The 17,274-nt window shown below is 70.2% G+C and carries 15 protein-coding genes and 1 pseudogene; 10 read left to right on the forward strand and 6 right to left on the reverse strand.

From position 1 onward, the window contains the following. Positions 1-5: 5 nt before the first annotated feature. From OHA73_RS40065 to OHA73_RS40085, 5 genes are all read right to left on the reverse strand, one after another. Entirely contained in the window at positions 6-944 is a 939-nt protein-coding gene (locus OHA73_RS40065) for a VOC family protein (RefSeq protein WP_327657665.1), read from the reverse strand. A gap of 3 nt (positions 945-947) precedes the next feature. After that, positions 948-1,949, reverse strand: a complete 1,002-nt coding sequence (locus OHA73_RS40070; RefSeq protein WP_327657666.1) for an amidohydrolase family protein — start codon at positions 1,947-1,949, stop codon at positions 948-950. Beyond that, the gene (locus OHA73_RS40075; RefSeq protein ID WP_327657667.1) at positions 1,946-3,088 is read right to left on the reverse strand and encodes an FAD-dependent oxidoreductase; all 1,143 of its coding nucleotides are present in this window, start codon (positions 3,086-3,088) and stop codon (positions 1,946-1,948) included. The genes OHA73_RS40070 and OHA73_RS40075 overlap by 4 nt, the downstream gene beginning before the upstream one ends. A 67-nt stretch (positions 3,089-3,155) precedes the next feature. Next, positions 3,156-4,139 (reverse strand): cyclase family protein, encoded by a 984-nt coding sequence (locus OHA73_RS40080; protein ID WP_267067845.1) that lies wholly within the window; start codon positions 4,137-4,139, stop codon positions 3,156-3,158. After that, complete coding sequence (locus tag OHA73_RS40085) at positions 4,136-5,137, reverse strand: fumarylacetoacetate hydrolase family protein (RefSeq protein ID WP_327657668.1); 1,002 nt, start codon at positions 5,135-5,137, stop codon at positions 4,136-4,138. Before OHA73_RS40085 ends, OHA73_RS40080 begins: the two co-directional genes overlap by 4 nt. A gap of 148 nt (positions 5,138-5,285) precedes the next feature. Here OHA73_RS40085 and OHA73_RS40090 point away from each other — a divergent pair, with 148 nt between their 5' ends. The 4 genes from OHA73_RS40090 to OHA73_RS40105 all read left to right on the forward strand — a co-directional run bounded on the left by OHA73_RS40090 (position 5,286) and on the right by OHA73_RS40105 (position 9,492). After that, positions 5,286-6,224: a LysR family transcriptional regulator gene (locus OHA73_RS40090; protein WP_266723671.1), complete on the forward strand. Its 939-nt coding sequence runs from the start codon at positions 5,286-5,288 to the stop codon at positions 6,222-6,224. Between the two features lie 74 nt (positions 6,225-6,298). Further along, positions 6,299-7,072, forward strand: a complete 774-nt coding sequence (locus tag OHA73_RS40095) for an IclR family transcriptional regulator (RefSeq protein WP_327657669.1) — start codon at positions 6,299-6,301, stop codon at positions 7,070-7,072. Positions 7,073-7,194: 122 nt separating this feature from the next. Then, positions 7,195-8,190, forward strand: a complete 996-nt coding sequence (locus OHA73_RS40100) for a PDR/VanB family oxidoreductase (RefSeq protein WP_327657670.1) — start codon at positions 7,195-7,197, stop codon at positions 8,188-8,190. Between the two features lie 84 nt (positions 8,191-8,274). Continuing rightward, positions 8,275-9,492, forward strand: coding sequence for a cytochrome P450 (locus OHA73_RS40105; protein WP_327657671.1), 1,218 nt, complete (start codon positions 8,275-8,277; stop codon positions 9,490-9,492). A 21-nt stretch (positions 9,493-9,513) separates the two neighbouring features. Here OHA73_RS40105 and OHA73_RS40110 read toward each other — a convergent pair whose 3' ends face one another. After that, positions 9,514-10,563 (reverse strand): LacI family DNA-binding transcriptional regulator, encoded by a 1,050-nt coding sequence (locus OHA73_RS40110; protein ID WP_266723675.1) that lies wholly within the window; start codon positions 10,561-10,563, stop codon positions 9,514-9,516. Positions 10,564-10,825: 262 nt separating this feature from the next. On the opposite strand from OHA73_RS40110, the gene OHA73_RS40115 reads away from it, so the two are divergent. The 6 genes and pseudogenes from OHA73_RS40115 (at position 10,826) to OHA73_RS40140 (ending at position 17,270) form a co-directional block, all read left to right on the forward strand. Then, on the forward strand, positions 10,826-12,142 hold the full coding sequence (locus OHA73_RS40115; RefSeq protein ID WP_327657672.1) for an ABC transporter substrate-binding protein: 1,317 nt from the start codon (positions 10,826-10,828) through the stop codon (positions 12,140-12,142). A gap of 78 nt (positions 12,143-12,220) precedes the next feature. After that, positions 12,221-13,105 (forward strand): carbohydrate ABC transporter permease, encoded by an 885-nt coding sequence (locus OHA73_RS40120; RefSeq protein ID WP_327657673.1) that lies wholly within the window; start codon positions 12,221-12,223, stop codon positions 13,103-13,105. A 3-nt stretch (positions 13,106-13,108) separates the two neighbouring features. Then, positions 13,109-13,945, forward strand: a complete 837-nt coding sequence (locus tag OHA73_RS40125) for a carbohydrate ABC transporter permease (RefSeq protein ID WP_266723681.1) — start codon at positions 13,109-13,111, stop codon at positions 13,943-13,945. Between the two features lie 48 nt (positions 13,946-13,993). Next, positions 13,994-16,588, forward strand: a complete 2,595-nt coding sequence (locus OHA73_RS40130) for a family 78 glycoside hydrolase catalytic domain (protein WP_327657674.1) — start codon at positions 13,994-13,996, stop codon at positions 16,586-16,588. A gap of 82 nt (positions 16,589-16,670) precedes the next feature. After that, positions 16,671-16,853: pseudogene (locus OHA73_RS40135) on the forward strand (glycoside hydrolase family 3 C-terminal domain-containing protein); the annotation flags it as partial. A 138-nt stretch (positions 16,854-16,991) separates the two neighbouring features. Further along, positions 16,992-17,270 carry a fibronectin type III-like domain-contianing protein gene (locus OHA73_RS40140; protein ID WP_327657675.1) on the forward strand — a complete coding sequence of 93 codons (279 nt, stop codon included), beginning with the start codon at positions 16,992-16,994 and terminating at the stop codon, positions 17,268-17,270. Positions 17,271-17,274: the final 4 nt, after the last annotated feature.

A 17,274-nucleotide genomic window follows, 5' to 3' on the forward strand; every position in this document is an offset into this window, starting at 1 on the left:
TGGGATCAGACCGGCGGGGCGATGAACACGCCGCGGTCGGGGTCGTTGAACGACTCCTTGGCGACGAGCTCGTTCATCGCGTTCGCCGTTCCCCACTGGTCGGTGACCTCGGGCTTCGAGAAGTCGTAGACGTGCGGGTGCCAGGTGTCCTCGTCGAGCTCCTCCAACTCCGTCGTGTATTCGACGGTGTTGCCGTGCGGGTCGAGGAAGTACGTGAAGGTGTTGTCGCCCGCCATGTGCCGACCGGGGCCCCAGATCTTCTTGAACCCGGCACGCATCACCCGGCCGGAACCGCGCATGTACTCGTCCAGGCCGCGCATCTCGAAGGAGACGTGGTGCAGCGCGGTGTGCGGGCCCTGCGCGATCGCCATCGAGTGGTGCTGGTTGGAGATCCGCATGAAGTGCATGACCTCGCCCATGTGCGGCGAGGACAGGGTGTCGGAGAGCGCGAAGCCGAGGTGGCGCTCGTACCACTCCCGGGTCTTGTTCAGATCCGGGGAGTTGAGGACGACGTGGGAGAGCTTGACCGGGATGGCCTCCTTCTCCTCGATCTTGCGGTGCTGCCGGACCTCGACGTCGGCGGAGACCTCGATGGTGCGCCCGTCGACGTCGAAGAAGCGGAAGCCGTAGCCGCCACCGGGGGTGTCGACCTTGCCCGGCTGCGAGATCAACTGCACGTCACCGGCAAGGAGTTGCTCGGCGAGCGTGTCCACGTCCGCCGGGCTGGCCGCCCCGTAGGAGACGAGGTCCAGGCGCTTCTCGTCAGCCTCGCGCAGGCGCACCACGTACTGCTCGGGGGAGCCCTCGGCGGCCAGGAAGGAGATGCCGGAGTCCTCGGCGACCTTGGTCAGGCCCCAGACGCCGGAGTAGAAGTCGAGCTGCTTGTCGTAGTCCGGCACGGCGAGGTCGACGTGCCGCAGGTGGGTGAGCAGACGGTTGCTCATGGGTCAGTCCTTCCGGAGGCGGAGGAGGGCGGTCGCGGTGCCGCCGCGTACGGCGTGAAAGTCGGCGTCGGCGAGATCCGCCGCGCGCAGTGCGCCGACGGGGTCCTCGCTGCCCATGTCGAAGGGGAAGTCGGAGCCGAGCAGCACGCGGTCCGCGCCCGCGACCCGCACCAACTCCCGCAGCACGTACGGGTCGTGGACGAGCGAGTCGAAGTACAGGCGGCGCAGATACGTGCTCGGTTCCTGCGCGCACGCGTGGGCGTCGGCGCGCGCCCGCCACGCGTGGTCGGCGCGGCCGATGTGGGTGGGCAGATAGCCGCCGCCGTGCGCCGCGATGATCCGCAGGCCGGGATGGCGGTCGAGGACTCCGGAGAAGATCAGGTGCGAGAGCGCGACGGCGTTCTCGGTGGGCTGGCCAACGGAGTTGGACAGGTACCACTGGTCGAGGCGCTCGTCGAGCGTGCAGCCGAAGGGGTGCAGAAAGACCAGCGCGCCCGTCTCCTCGGCCCGTGCCCACAGCGGTTCGTACGCCGGGTCGGACAGCTCGCGGCCCGGCGCGTGGCTGGAGATCTCGACGCCGAGCAGACCCTGTTCGAGGGCGTGGTCGAGCGCGCGCACCGCCTGTTCGGGATGCTGGAGCGGTACGAGGCCGAGGCCCCGCAGTCGGTCCGGTGCGGCCGAACAGTGCGCGGCCGTCGCCTCGTTGGCGAGCCGGTACACCTTCTCCGCGGCCGCCTCGTCGGCCCAGTAGTGATAGTGGGACGGGGACGGGCTGACCAGTTGGACGTCCACGCCCTGCGCGTCCATCGCGGCCAGCCGGGCGGACACATCGGTGAGCCGGGCGAACCGCTCGCCGATCATCCGGCCGCTGACCTTGAGCGCGTCGGGGCCGTTGCGCCGGGCGTCCAGGGCCTTCGCATCGGCGTGGCCCGGCAGGCCGTCGACCAATGCCTCGATCTCGGGCAGCAGGACGTGGGCGTGCACGTCAATAGTGGGCGTGGTCACGGCAGCTCCCGCAGCATCGTCATCGTGCGGCCCATCAGGCCGGGCACATCTGCGTCGCGGACCCCGTCGAGCTGCCACTGGCCGATCTGCACGGACGCCTCCACGATCGGGCGCACACGTGCGATACGCCGCTCGTAGTACGTCTGGAACAGCGCGTCGTCCCAGGTGTCGACGGCGCTCAGCATCTGCGTGAGCACCCAGGTGTCCTCCATCGACAGGGCGGCACCCTGGGCGAGGGTGGGCGGGCAGCAGTGCGCGGCGTCGCCGACCAGGACGACCCGGCCGCGGTGCCAGGACCCCTCGACCAGCATCCGGTCGAACCAGGTGTAGTTGACCTGCGCCGGGTCGGTGATGTGCGCGGTGATCTCCGGCCAGTGGCCGCCGTAGTGCTTCGCGAGCGAGCGCATCTCGTCGGCGTAGGAGTCCGTCGGGATGGTGGCCCGGTCGCGGTTGGCCTCGACGACGTACGCGTAGATCGTGGACTCGCTGGTCGGGCAGTATCCGGCGATGTAGGCGGGGCCGCCGTACGCGAGGTCGGTGCGGGTCAGGCCGGACGGGCGCGGGGTGGCGACGCGCCAGATGGCCATGCCGGTGGGCTCGGGCCGGTCGGTGATGCCGATCGCGGCACGGGTGGCGGAGCCCAGGCCGTCGGCGGCGATCACCAGGTCGTAGCGGCCGTCGGTGCCGTCGCTGAAGCGTACGGAGACACCGGTGTCGTCCTGGTCGAGGGACTCGGCCCGGACGCCGAGCCGGACGGTGGCGCCGCTGGCGCGGACCGCGTCGATCAGGATCCGCTGGAGCTGCGGGCGCTGCATGCCGACGGTGGCGGGCAGTTCGTCACCGCCGGTGCGCAGGTCCTCGCTGACGTGCAGAACGGTGCCGTCGGGGGCGGTGATGCCGACCGCGTCGAAGCCGTAGCCGGACCGCTCCACCTGCTCCCACACACCGAGTTCGCGCAGCACGCGCAGCGCGTTGCCCTGGAGGGTGATGCCGGATCCTGCGGTGGCGTTCCAGTCGTCCTTGGCCTCGATCAGGTCGACCGCGATCCCGGCGCGGCGCAGCAGGATCGTCGCGGCGTTGCCGGCCGCGCCGCCGCCGACGACGAGGACCGAGCGGGGGCTGCTGGGGGTACTGCTCATGGATAACTCCTGTGTTCCGTCGGCTACTTGACGGCTACTTGACGGCTACTCGACGGCGACTTGTCGACTACTTGACGGCTACGGGGTTGACCGGGGAGCCGACGGCGCCGGTGATGGGCAGGGGAGCGGCGGTGAGCCAGAACTCGTAGGTGCCGTCCGCCGCGCAGTCCGCGGCGAGCGCGTCCGGGTCCCACATCTCGCCGATCAGCAGGCCCATGTTGGGGATGGCGACCTGGTGCAGCGGCTGGAAGGCGTGCTCGAACTCGTTGGGCCGCACCTCGAAGCCCCAGGTGTCGGTGGCGATCGCGGCGATCTCGGTGCGGTGCAGCCAGCCGGCCGCGGTGAAGGACAGGCCGGGGGCCGGGCCGCCCGCGTACTCGTTCCAGCCCTCGCGGCGGGCGCGGGCGAGCTGCCCGGTGCGCACGACGACGATGTCGCCGCGTCCGACGCTCACCCCGTGGGCCTCGGCCGTGGCGATGAGGTGTTCCTCGGTGATGGCGAAGGCGTCGGGCAGCTCGCCGTCGGTGCCGATGACCCGGCCGACGTCGAGCAGGACGCCGCGCCCGGCCACGTACGGAGCCATGTGCTCGATGCCGGTGACCAGGTCGCCGTCGGAGGTGACGACCTTCTCGGCGGCGCGGCCGTTCCACGCCTTGCCGTGGTCGAAGATGTGGCCCAGGCCGTCCCACTGTGTGGAGCACTGCAGCGGCATGGCGATCACGTCGTCGGCGCCGCCCATGCCGTGCGGGAAGCCCTGGTTGGCGAGGGCCGCGTCGGTGCCGGTGTCGAGCATGGTGTGCACCGGGTTGGTGCGGCGCCGCCAGCCCTTCTGCGGGCCGTTCATGTCGAAGCTCTGGGCGAGCGAGAAGCTGGCGCCCCGTCGTACGAGTGCGGCACCCTCGCGGCGCTTGGCCTCGTCCAGGAAGTTCAGCGTGCCGAGCCGGTCGTCCTCGCCCCAACGGCCCCAGTTCGAGTACGACTTGGCGGCGCGGGCCACCGCACCCTCCGGGTCGGTGCGGTCCAAGGACGCCGGCGTCTGCTCGGGATTCACGTGGTCACCTCCGCCACACACCGGGTGCGCTGCGCGCCGAGCCCGGTGACGGAGCCGTCCATGACGTCTCCGTCGCGCAGCAGCCGACCCCAGTGCATGCCGTTTCCGGCGGGTGAGCCGGTCAACACCAGGTCTCCTGGCAGCAGTTGGGCGCTCTGTGAGGCGTAGGCCACCATGCGTGCCACGTTGAAGATCATGTCCTTGGTGGACTCGTCCTGCATGGTCTCGCCGTTGAGCTTCAGGGTGAGCTGCAGATCGTCCGGGTCCGTGACCGATTCGGTGGGCACGATCCACGGGCCGAGCGGGGTGAATCCGGGTGCGTTCTTGCTGCGCAGCCAGTCGGTGCCGATCTGAGGCATGTCCCGGCGGAAGACGGTGGCGCGGTCGGTGAGGTCGTTGGCGATGGTGTATCCGGCGACGTACTCCAGGGCCTCCTCGACGGAGACGCCGTGGGCGGGCCTGCCGATCACGGCCGCCAACTCCAGCTCCCAGTCCGGCTTCCCGGCCCAGGAGGGCAGCACCACGTCGTCGTAAGGACCGGTGATCGCGCTCGGCAGCCCGATGAAGACGTACGGCAGGTCCTCCGTGGCCCGCCGGTCCATGATCTCCGCCGCCTCGGCGCGCCGCACGTCCTCCGGACGGTCGTCGCCCGGCGCCTTGTGCGCGACGTGCAGATCGATCACGTGCTGGCGGTAGTTGGCGCCGGACTGGAACACCTGGCGCGGCTCGACCGGCGCGTGCACCGAGAAGTCCGCGAGCGGCGTGCGCGCGACGGCGCCGTCGTCGGCCAGGGAGCGCAGCCGCGGCAGCACCGCGGCCCAGTCCTCCAGCAGCCGACGGGTCGTCAACCGGTCGTCGTCCAGGGCGATACGCAGGTCCACGACCCGCTCGTCGGGGGTGACCAGGGCGGGGAACTCCGGCCCGCCCGGAGTCGAGAGCGTGGCGAGCGCGAAGGGGCCGGCGAACGGCGCGGATGCGGGAGCGGGTTTCACGAACATGTCCTCCTGATTGCGGTGGTACTAATCTGGACCCGCCACCGGTGATCAGGGAAATAGATTCTGTGGATGCGGACTATCCGTTGGGTAAATTCTCCCTGGTCAGCACCGTCCGACCCCGAGCCCGACGCCGTACAGCAAGGGAAAGCCCGTGAATCTGGCCCGTCTGGACCTCAACCTCGTCGTCGCCCTGCGGGCCCTGCTGGAAGAGCGCAACGTCACGCGCGCCGGACACCGCGTCGGGCTGAGCCAGCCCGCGATGAGCGCCGCGCTCTCCCGGCTGCGCCGCCACTTCGACGACGATCTGCTGGCCCGGGTCGGCGGCCACTACGAGCTGACCGCGCTCGGCCAGGTGCTGCTCGACCGTACCTCCACCGCCTACGACGTGCTGGAACGCCTCTTCGCCAGCCAGGCCACCTTCGACCCCGCGCAGGAGAACCGCGAGTTCACGCTCGTCGCCTCCGACTACGCCGTGTCCGTGTTCGGCACCGCCCTCGCCCGCCACCTCCACGAGGAGGCCCCCGGCATCCGGCTGCGCTTCACGCAGACCCCGACCACCGTGGTCGAGGACACGGCGACGCTGCTCAGCACCGTCGACGGACTGCTCATGCCGCACGGTGTCATCAATGACTTCCCCGCCACGGATCTCTACGACGACCGGTGGGTCTTCCTCGTCGCCGACGACCATCCGGATGTCGGGGACCGGCTCACCCTGCAGGACCTCGCGGACCTGCCCTGGGTCACCTATCAGCGCACCTACGACGCCCCGGCCGTGCGCCAGCTCGGCATGCTCGGCGTCGAGCCGCACGTCGAGGTCTCCGTCGACAGCTTCCAACTGCTACCGCTCCTTGTGGCCGGCACCCGGCGCATCGCCCTCGTCCAGGCCCGGCTCGCCCGGCTGCTCGCGCCGATCGCCCCGGTCCGGGTCATGGAACCTCCCTACGAGGCGGTCTCCCTGCAAGAGGCGCTGTGGTGGCATCCCGTGCACACCCACGACGCCGCCCACATCTGGCTGCGGGAGACAGCGGCGCGGGTCGGGGCCGGGCTGCCCCGGTCGCAGGACGGGCCGCCGCTCAACAGCACGAAATGAACGGGGAGTTGGAAGTCGCGTGAACGGAGAGCCGGAAGGGACCACGTGAGCGGAGAGACGGAAGGAGCCACCCGATGAAGCCACCCCACCGCGAGTCCGTCCTCTCCCGTGCCGCACGCATCCTGGGGGCCTTCAGCCAGGACGAACCGGCGCTGACCGTCTCCGAGATCGCCCGCCGCACCGGCCTGCACGTCGCCACCGCCTCCCGCCTCGTGGGCGAGTTGGTCGGGCACGGATTCCTGAGCCGCGACGAGGACCGTCGCGTACGGATCGGCGTCCGGCTGTGGGAACTCGTCGTCCGCGCCTCGCCCACACTGTCCCTGCGCGACGCGGCGATGCCGTTCATGGAGGGCGTGCACGACGTGGTGGGCCACCACGTCCAACTCGCCGTCCTGGACAGCGAAGAGGTGCTGTTCCTCGAACGCCTCTCGGCCCCGCGCTCGGTCATCAACTACACCCGCATCGCCGGACGACTCCCCCTGCACGCCTCCTCCAGCGGCCTGGTGCTGCTCGCCCACGGGCCGGCCGCCCTCAAGGACCGCGTGCTCGACGGCGAACTCGCCGCCTACACCGACGCCACCCCGGCCACCCCCGCCGTGCTGCGGGCCGTGCTGGCGGAGGTGCGCCGGCAGGGCTACGCCTACTGTCCCGGCTACGTCCACGAAGACGCCCTCGGCATTGCCGCCCCGGTGCGCGGCGCCGACGGCACGGTGGCGGCGGCGCTGTCGGTCATCGTCCCCAACGACCAGAGCGCACAGGCGGTCGTGCCCGTCGTCCGTACGGCCGCCCGTGGTGTGTCGCGCGCGCTCGAAGCGGCCGCCGCCGCACCCGTTACACCTGATGCGTGACGGACGTACGACGGTCAGGTGGAAGCGGCACGAAATCCGTCTCTCACTGGATGAGAAGGCCGTCGCGGTGCGACCGCCGCCGCGCGCATCCTGCCTGCAATCCACAGACGGGAGGCGACGACGTGGTCGCACACCACCTGCTGCCTGAGATTGCCCGCGCCACCCCGACCCCCACCCCAGCCCTGACCCTGCGGGTGCGCGCCAAGGACACCGTCGCGGACGGCGTCGTGTCCCTCACGCTGGCGCGTCCGGACGGCACCCGGCTCCCGGACTGGACTCCCGGGGCCCATGTCGACCTGGTGCTGGCGGACGGGACGACCCGCCAGTACTCCCTGTGCGGCGACCGCTGGGACCCGTACACCTACCGCGTCGCCGTGCTGCGCGAGACCGCTGGGCGCGGGGGATCGGCGTATGTGCACGACCGCCTGGCGGCCGGCGACCCGGTCGGCGTCGGCGGTCCGCACAACCACTTCCCGCTGGCACCCGCGGACCGCTATCTCTTCATCGCGGGCGGCATCGGCATCACCCCGCTGCTGCCGATGGTCCACCAGGCCGAACTGATGGGTATCGACTGGCAGTTGCTGTACGGAGGTCGTACTCGGGCCTCGATGGCGTTCCGCGACCACCTCACGACCGCGTACGGCGAGCGCGTGCACCTGTGCCCTGAGGACGAGTACGGGCTGCTCGATCTGGACTCCTGGCTGAGCCGGCCGGAACCCGGCACCAAGGTCTACTGCTGTGGGCCCGCCCCGCTCCTGGCCGCCGTCGAATCCGCCTGCGCCGCCTGGCCGACGTACAGCCTGCGCACCGAACGCTTCGCCGCCGCCGCCCCAGCGGAGCCCGTCCGCCAGACCCCCTTCGAGGTGGAACTGCGCCGCACCGGCCGCACGATCACCGTCCCACCGGACCTCTCTGTGCTGCATGCCGTACGCCGTGCGGGAGTTGAGGTGCTGTCCTCCTGCGAGCAGGGCACCTGCGGCACCTGCCTGGTGCCGGTCCTCACGGGAACGCCCGACCACCGGGACGCGGTCCTCGCCGAGCACGAACGCGCCGCGGGTGACTGCCTGTTGCCCTGCGTGTCCCGCTCGCGCTCGGACCGACTCGTCCTCGACCTCTGAGACCTCTGAGACCTCTGAGACCTCTGAGCCCTCTGAACATCACCCGGGCCGACCGACCGACCGAATCGCATTCGTGGAGCCGCCATGTCCGCAACAGCCGCCGCCCCCGCGCCGGTGCCGACCACCGACATCGACCCCTTCGCCGCCGGACATCTCGCCGACCCCGCCCCGTTGCACCGGGACCTGCGCGCCGCGGGCCCCGTCGTCCACCTGTCCCGCTACGACGTGCACGCCCTGGCCCGCTACGAAGAGGTGCACACGGCCCTCGTCGACTGGCAGACCTTCCAGTCCGGCGCCGGTGTCGGATTGGCCAACTTCCGCCACGAGAAGCCCTGGCGGCCGCCGAGCCTCCTCCTGGAAGCCGACCCGCCCCACCACGACGCCCCTCGCCGCGTACTGAGCGAGATCCTCTCCCCGCTCGCCCTGCGACGGCTTCGCGAGTCGTGGCAGAGCGTCGCCGACGACCTCGTCGACACCGTACTGACCACCCAGGGAGCGGAGTTCGACGCCTTCGAGGCGCTGGCCACGGCCTTCCCGCTTCGGGTCTTCCCGGATGCCGTCGGCCTGGGGCCCGACGGCAGGGAGAACCTGCTGCCCTACGGCAACATGGCCTTCAACGCCTTCGGCCCGCGCAACGAGCTCGTGCGCGCCGACGCTGACCGTATGGCCGGTCTCTCGGCCTGGGTGAACGACCAGTGCGCCCGCGAGGCACTGAGCGAGGACGGCTTCGGCGCCCGCATCTGGGCGGCCGCCGACCGCGGTGACATCACCCCCGTTCAGGCACCTCTGGTGGTGCGCTCCCTGCTCACGGCGGGCGTCGACACAACGGTGCACGGCCTGGCCGCTGCCCTGTACGCCTTCGCCACGCACCCCGATGAGTGGCAACGGCTGCGCGAGCGACCGCAGTTGGGGCGGGTAGCGTTCGACGAGGCGGTGCGCTGGGAGTCGCCCGTGCAGACCTTCTTCCGCACCGCGACCACCGACGTCGAGATCGCCGGGGTCACCGTCCCCGAGGGCGGAAAGATCCTCATGTTCCTCGGCGCCGCCAACCGCGACCCGCACCGCTGGACCGACCCCGACCGCTTCGACCTCACCCGCGACCCTTCAGGCCACGTCGGCTTCGGCATGGGCCTGCACCAGTGCGTCGGCCAGCATGTGGCCCGCCTGGAGGCCGAGTGCCTGCTGACCGCCCTGGCCCACCGCGTGACACACCTGGAACTCGCGGCCCCGCCCCGCCGCCACCTCAACAACACCCTGCGCTCCTGGGCCTCCCTCCCGGTGCGGATCCGCCGCGCGACATGACGTGTCCTACTGCATCGAGGCCTACCGCCCCTGCGGCGATGCCGTGCTGGCGCGCAGGACCAGGCGGGGCGTCATCGTGGTGCGCAGCGCCCGGTCCCGCCGCCGCTCCACACGTTCGATCAGCATCCGCGCGGCGGCCGCTCCCATCTCCTGCCCTGCCTGGTCGACACTGGTCAGCTGGACGGGCGCCAGGGCGGCGAGGGCCGTGTTGTTGTAGCCGACCAGGGAGACGTCGTCCGGGATGCGCAGGCCGAGATCATGGGCGGCACGGTAGAGGCCCAGGGCCGCCACGTCCGCGCCCGCCATGACGGCGGTCGGCCGGTGCTCGCCCGTCAGCAGCGTGAGGCCGGCCTTGAAGCCGCCTTCGTCGGAGTAGGCGGCGTGGTGGACCTGGATGTGCCGCTCCAGGCCGTGCCGCCGCATCGCCTCCCCGTACCCGTCGGTCAGCGCGATCTCGGGGGTGCGCCGCCACTGCGCGGCCTTGTTGCCCGGCGCCGAGACCAGTGCGATGTCCCGGTGGCCGAGCCCGACGAGATGGTCCACCACGAGGCCGGCGCCGAGGTCGTCGGCGTCGGCCACTGTGTCGTGGCTGTCCGCGCCGTCGTGGTGGCCGATGACGACCGTGGGCGTCGCGGCGGCCGTGGTGAGGACCTCGGGGCGTGGCGTACCGGGCGCGATGAGGATCAGGCCGTCCATCTGGCGGTCCGTCATGGACCGGATGACACGGGCTTGTTCGTCCGGTTCGAAGCCCGCCGCGCCGATCAGCACCGTGTAGTCGGTGCGGCCGAGCTCCTCGCGGATGCCGTCGAGGATGTCGGCGAAGAAGGCGTTGCGTACGTTGTCGAGGAGCACGCCGATCGTGTACGTCCGACCGCGCATGCCACGGGCCGCCGCGTGCGGCCGGTATCCGAGCTCCGCGATCGCCGCGCCCACCTTCTCCCGCATCCCCGGGCTCACGCCGTAGGCGTTGTTGAGCACCTTGGACACGGCCGTGGTGGACACCCCGGCGCGCCGGGCGACGTCGTTGATCGTCACGCGCTTGTTCGGCCTGGGTGTCGCGGCCCCGCTCATCGTCAGTACTCCGGATCTCGCGGCGTGAAGGGTAACGATTCACAGAATGCCACACCCGTGTCCCCACGTCTCCCTCCTGGGACATCGACGTTACGGCTGAATGTCTTGACTGACACGGGAGTTGCGTGCAGGGTGATGCCCACTCGCAATGGGGAACGTTTCACACCCCCCGCCGTGGCCGGACGGCTTCCGCTCCATGCGCCGCTCCGTGCCCGAGCTCACCTCCTCGCTTCGCTGATTCACTGACTTCTGGGAGTGAACCGTGCCTTCCCGTACCCCTGTTGCCCGCCGCACGCGCCTGGGCCTGCTCGCCGCGGGTGCCGCCTCGATGTCCCTGCTCGCGACCGCCTGCGGCGGCAGCGGTGGCGGCTCCTCGGCCGCGCCGAAGGAGTTCGACTACCTGAGCGTCACCGAGAACACCACCGTCAAGGCCGCTCTGAAGTCCCTGTCCAAGGGATCGTGCAAGTCCGCCCAGAAGGCGCTGCCGCTGAAGGTGGAGACGGTGCCGCAGAGCAGCCTCGACCAGAAGCTGCAACTGCTGGCCGGGCAGAACGCCCTTCCCGTTCAGTTCGCCGCTGGCAACGCACCTGCGCTCACGCAGCAGTTGGCGAAGTCGGGCAAGGTCGCCGACCTGGAGAGCCAGCTGAAGAAGCTGGGTGTTTACGACCAGTTGGAGCCGGCCGCCGTCTCCACCATCAAGGCGCTGTACGGCGACAAGCTGGACGTCCTGCCGTACGAGTACAACATCGAGGGGATCTTCTACAACAAGAAGGTCTTCAAGGCGAACGGCATCGAGACGCCCGGCACCTGGGCCGAATTGCGCTCGGCGGCCGCCAAGTTGGAGGCCAAGGGCATCCAGCCGTTCGCCGCCTCAGGACAGCAGGGCTGGCCGCTGACCCGCCTCATCAGCGGCTACCTCTACCGCAGCCTCGGCCCCGACGCGCTGCAGAAGGTCGCCGACGGCAAGGCGAAGCTGACCGACCCCGCGTACGTGAAGGCCGCCCAGGAAGTCGCCGAGCTCGGCAGGAAGGGCTACTTCGGCAAGGGTGTCGGCTCCATCGACTACGACACCGCGATGAACCAGTTCCTGGCCGGCAAGGCCGGCATGTACTACATGGGCAGCTGGGCCCTGGCCAACATCTCCGACGCCAAGCAGAACAAGGTCGGCGCCGAGAACGTCGGCTTCCTGCCGTTCCCCGCCGTCTCCGGCGGCAAGGGCTCGGTCGACCAGTACCCCTCCAACGTAGGACTCGGCATCGCCCTCAACGCGAAGTCCTTCGACAAGAAGACCGGGGACTGGGTCTCCTGCATCGCCAAGAACTACGGCAGCACCGCGCTCAAGGACCACGGCACCATCTCCGGATTCAAGGTCAACGGCGAGGTGAAGGGCACCAACACGGTCACCACCCAGGTCCGGGACACCGTCGGCTCCTCGAAGCAGAACGTGCTGTGGTTCGAGGCCCTGTTCAGCACGAAGGCGACCACCGTCAGCCAGACCAACGCGGCACGCCTCGTCACCGGAAGCATGAGCCCGAAGCAGTTCATGCAGACCGTCCAGGACGCGCTCGCCGCGAAGTGACCGGCCCGGAACGCCTCTACGGAGGCCTCAACGGAAGCCTCAGCGGAAGCTTCAACGGAATCGAAGTGGACTCCATCCATGCACCGCGTACTCGGTGACCGCAGGGCCGTCGCGATCCTGCTCGGTCCCGCCCTCCTCGTCTACACACTGATCATGCTGGTCCCGATGGCATGGTCGCTCGGGTACTCCTTCACCAAGGGCAACAGCATCGACGGCTTCACCGGCAACGGCGTCGCCAACTTCTCCCGCCTCCTCGACGACCCGGCCGTCCACCACGCCCTGTGGTTCACCCTGAAGTACGCTGCCGTTGTCACCGTCGGCCAGGTTGTGGCGGGCTATCTGCTGGCCCTGCTCTACGTCTTCTTCCTCAAGCGCGCCTCGGCCCTGATCCGCACCCTCGTCTTCTTCCCCGTGGTGCTGCCCACCGTCGCCGTCGGCCTGCTGTTCAAGAACTTCTTCCAGGTCGCCCCGAACCCCGGCCCGGTCAACTCCCTCCTGAACGCGGTGGGGTTGGACTCGATCGACTTCTTCGGCAGCTCCGGCAGCGCCTTCTGGGTCCTGATCGTCATGGACATCTGGCGCTCCATGGGCTTCTACGCCGTCCTCCTCTTCGCCGGCCTCGTCGACATCCCCGAGGAGACACTGGAGTCCGCCCGCCTCGACGGCGCGACCGGCCTGCGCCTGGTGCGGCACATCGTGCTGCCGCTGTCCCTGCCCGTGCTGATGTCCTCGCTGATCTTCAGCATCAACGGCACGCTCAAGGTCTTCGACTCCATTGTCGCCCTGACCAACGGCGGGCCCGGCGACGGCACCACGCCGCTGACCCTGTACATGTTCCAGACGTCGTTCACCTACAGCGAGTACGGCTACGGCAGCACCATCGCTCTGCTGCTGACCGTGGTGTGTCTGCTGGTGAGCCTGGTCGTCTACCGCGTCTCGCGGCGCGACCTCACGGAGGGCTGAGCCATGGCTGTCCGCAATCCCGCCCGCCGCTGGTGGGTGAAGCTCGTCATCGGCGTACTGCTCGTCGTGGAGATCTACCCACTGATCTGGATGTTCCTGACATCCCTGAAGTCCAACAGCGACTACCTGAACAACTCCACCTGGAGCCTGCCCACCACCTGGGAGTGGGGCAACTACACCGAGGCATGGACCACCGGGAACATCGGCCTGTACGTACAGAACAGCCTGCTCGCCGTCCTGCCCGCCCTGGCCCTGATCCTGCTCCTCGGCACGGCCGCCGGCTTCGCACTTCAGGTCATGGTGTGGAAGGGGCGCAGCCTGACCCTCCTTGTCTTCCTCGCGGGCATGATGGTGCCGCCGCAGATGATCCTGCTGCCCCTGTTCACCGTGTACTTCCAGACCGGCCTGTCCGGCACACTGTGGCCGCTGATCCTCACGTACACCGGGACCGGCCTGCCGCTGACCGTCTTCATGATGGCGACGTACTACCGCACCGTCCCGCGCGAACTCTTCGAGGCGGCCACCATCGACGGTGCCGGCATCCTGCGCGCCTTCTGGACGATCAGCGTGCCCATGGTGCGCAACGCCCTGCTCACCGTCGGTCTCGTGCAGTTCTTCTTCATCTGGAACGACCTGCTGATCGCCCTGACGTTCACCAACAACCAGGACCTGCGCACCATCCAGGTCGGCCTGCTGAACTTCACCGGCGACTTCGGTGCCACCCAGTACGGCCCGCTCTTCGCCGCGATCTGCATCAACGTCTTCGGCACCCTCCTGATCTATCTCTTCCTCAACCAGAAGGTCATGAAGGGCCTCACCTCGGGAGCACTCAAGGGCTGACCCCCGCAGGCCCGTTGCTCCCGCGCACGTGAACGAAAGGTTCCTCCCTTGCTGCCCTCACCGCCCTCACCGGTGTCCTTCGAACACCTCCCGGACGGCCTCGGCATCGGCACCGCCACGCCCCGCCTGTCCTGGACCCTGGCCCCAGGATCGAACCGCCAGACCGCCTACGAACTCCAACTCACGACCGATGGAGAGGAGTTGGTCACCTGTCGTGTCGACAGCGACGAGCAGGTCCTCGTGGCCTGGCCGGGCCCGCCGCTGGTCTCACGCGCACGCGTCGGCGTGCGAGTCCGGGTCTGGACGCCCGGTCGCGATGACCCCTCGCCCTGGAGCGAGGAACGCCTCGTAGAGGCCGGCCTACTCGACCCCACGGACTGGCGGGCCGTGCCGGTCGCCGCCGCATGGACCGAAGACCCGGAGGGGGATCGCCAACCGGCGCTGATTCGCCGGGACTTCACCCTCGACCGCCCCATCGCCCGCGCCCGCCTCTACGTCACCGCGCACGGCCTGTACGAGGCGGAGATCAACGGGCGCCGCGTCGGCGACGAGGCCCTCGCCCCCGGCTGGACCGTCTACCCGCACCGCCTGCGCTATCGCACCCACGACGTCACCGATCACCTCACCGAAGGCGCCAACGCCATCGGCGCCTGGCTCGGCGACGGCTGGTACCGCGGCAAGTACGGCTTCGACGGCGGCACCCGCAACATCTACGGCACCGACCAATCACTCATCGCCCAACTGGAAGTGACCTACGACGACGGCACCACGACCGTCGTCGCCACCGACGACACATGGCGCGCGGCCCCCGGCCCGATCCTCATCAGCGGCCTGTACGAGGGGGAGACCTTCGACGCCCGCCTGCACCACGCGAGTTGGTCCACCCCGGCCGGCGCACACACCGGCACCTGGACTCCGGTCCGTACCGGCGAACGCGACCCCCGCACCCTCGTCGCGCCCCTCGGTCCCCCGGTCACCTGCACCGAGGAGCTCGCCCCGGCCACCGTCACCAAGGCACCCGACGGCCGCCACCTCCTCGACTTCGGACAGAACCTGGTCGGCCGCCTCCGCGTGACGGCCGACGGTCCGTCCGGTACCACCATCACGCTCCGGCACGCCGAGATCCTCCAGGACGGCGAACTGGCGACCCGGCCCCTGCGCGAGGCGTACTCCATCGACACCCTGATCCTGTCCGGCGACGGCCCGCTCACCTGGGAACCCCGCTTCACTCTGCACGGCTTCCGATACGCCGAAGTCACCGGCTGGCCGGGCGAGTTGACCCCCGACATGGTCACCGCCCGCGTCCACCACACCGACATGCGGCGCACCGGCTGGTTCGAGTGCAGCGACCCGTTGGTCAACCGGCTCCACGACAACGTCGTGTGGAGCATGCGCGGCAACTTCGTCGACCTGCCCACCGACTGCCCGCAACGCGACGAACGCCTCGGCTGGACCGGCGACATCCAGGTCTTCGCCCCCACCGCGAGCTACCTCTACGACTGCGTGGGCATGCTCGACTCCTGGCTCACCGACGTCGGCCTCGAGCAACTCCCCGACGGCACCGTCCCCTGGTACGTGCCCGTCATCCCCGGCGGCCCGATGTGGACCCCGATCCGACCTGGCGCCGCCTGGGGTGACGTCGCCACCCTCACGCCCTGGGTGCTCTACCAGCGCTTCGGCGACCGCGAACTGCTGCGCCGGCACTACCCGACGGGCAAGGCGTGGGTCGACCTGATGGAACGCCTCGCCGGGCCCGACCGGCTGTGGAACAGCGGCTTCCAGCTGGGGGACTGGCTCGACCCCGCCGCACCACCGGACGACCCGGCGGCCTCGCGAACCAACCGCTACCTCGTCGCCACCGCCCACTTCGCCCACTCCACACGGCAGCTCGCTCGAACAGCGGTCGAGTTGGGGTACGAAGGGGACGCTGCACGGTACACCGCGCTCGCCGACGAGGTGACCGCCGCCTTCCGCCGCCGTTACGTCCTGCCCACCGGCCGCATGACGAGCGACACCCCCACCGCCTACGCCGTCGCCCTCGCCTTCGACCTCCTGGCCCCGGAGCGGCGCGGCCCCGCCGGTGACCGCCTCGCCGAACTCGTCCTCGCCGACGAGGGACGCATCGCCACCGGCTTCGTGGGCACCCCACTGATCTGCGACGCCCTCACCGACACCGGCCACGTCGACGTCGCCTACCGCCTGCTGACCCAGACCGCATGCCCCTCCTGGCTGTACCCCGTCACCATGGGTGCCACCACCGTCTGGGAACGCTGGGACAGCCTCCGCCCCGACGGCACCCTCAACCCCGGCGGCATGACCTCCTTCAACCACTACGCCCTCGGAGCCGTCGCCGACTGGCTGCACCGAGTCGTCGGCGGCATCACCGGGGCGGCGCCCGGCTACCGGGAACTGACCTTCCGGCCGCGCCCCGGCGGCGGCATCACCTGGGCCCGCACCCGCCACGAGACGCCGTACGGGACGGCGTCGCTGGACTGGGAGGTGACCGAGGCCGGCATGACGGCGCGTATCACCGTGCCCGAAGGCTGCACCGCCACCGCCGAACTCCCCGGATGCGCGCCCGTCGCGCTCGGCCCGGGGGAGCACACGCTCGACACCGCCGCGCTCATCTCCACGGCGGCGTGAACGCACCTGCTCGCGTCCGCCGCACAGCACGTACGTCACCTCAAGCCGGGGCCGGCCGTACACCTGACGACACGTCGGGGCCGTCGTCCAGGCCTGGTACGGAGGCCGGGGCACGGGCACCGCGCTCGCCTCGGCCCTCTTCGGCGACACCGACCCGGGCGGCCGCCTCCCCGTCACCTTCCCGGCCGACGCCGGCCAGGGCCCCGGCACCACCACCGCCACCTACCCCGGAACGAACGGCACGGTCACCTACGACGAAGGCATCGACGTCGGCTACCGCTACTACGACAGCAACGGACAGCGCCCCCGCTTCCCCTTCGGCCACGGCCTGTCGTACACCACCTTCGTCCACGGCTCCATCGAGGCGGCCTACGACGCCGCCGCGAAGAAGGTCACGGTTTCCGTGACTGTCACCAACACCGGTACGTGCGCGGGCACGGACGTCGTCCAGCTCTACGTGACACTGCCGGACGCGGCGGCCGCCGAACCGCGCCGCCTCGTCGCCTTCCACAAGGTGTCCCTGCCCGCCAAGAAGTCCACGCGGCTCGAACTCTCCGTCCCCGTAGCCGAGTTGCGGGTGTGGAAGTCCGGCCGGTGGACTGTCGTCCCCGGCTCCTACACGTTCGCCGTGGCGCGTTCGTCGCGGGATGTCACCGCGCAGCGGACGGTGACGGTCGGCTGACGCA

The sequence above is a fragment of the Streptomyces sp. NBC_00483 genome (genome assembly GCF_036013745.1).
GTDB lineage: Bacteria > Actinomycetota > Actinomycetes > Streptomycetales > Streptomycetaceae > Streptomyces.

Excerpts from the sequence above, each read along its gene's own strand:
- OHA73_RS40065 (WP_327657665.1), bottom strand. The coding sequence starts at position 944 with ATGAGCAACCGTCTGCTCACCCACCTGCGGCACGTCGACCTCGCCGTG.
- OHA73_RS40075 (WP_327657667.1), bottom strand. The coding sequence starts at position 3,088 with ATGAGCAGTACCCCCAGCAGCCCCCGCTCGGTCCTCGTCGTCGGCGGC.
- OHA73_RS40085 (WP_327657668.1), bottom strand. The coding sequence starts at position 5,137 with ATGTTCGTGAAACCCGCTCCCGCATCCGCGCCGTTCGCCGGCCCCTTC.
- OHA73_RS40095 (WP_327657669.1), top strand. The coding sequence starts at position 6,299 with ATGAAGCCACCCCACCGCGAGTCCGTCCTCTCCCGTGCCGCACGCATC.
- OHA73_RS40105 (WP_327657671.1), top strand. The coding sequence starts at position 8,275 with ATGTCCGCAACAGCCGCCGCCCCCGCGCCGGTGCCGACCACCGACATC.
- OHA73_RS40110 (WP_266723675.1), bottom strand. The coding sequence starts at position 10,563 with ATGAGCGGGGCCGCGACACCCAGGCCGAACAAGCGCGTGACGATCAAC.
- OHA73_RS40120 (WP_327657673.1), top strand. The coding sequence starts at position 12,221 with ATGCACCGCGTACTCGGTGACCGCAGGGCCGTCGCGATCCTGCTCGGT.
- OHA73_RS40125 (WP_266723681.1), top strand. The coding sequence starts at position 13,109 with ATGGCTGTCCGCAATCCCGCCCGCCGCTGGTGGGTGAAGCTCGTCATC.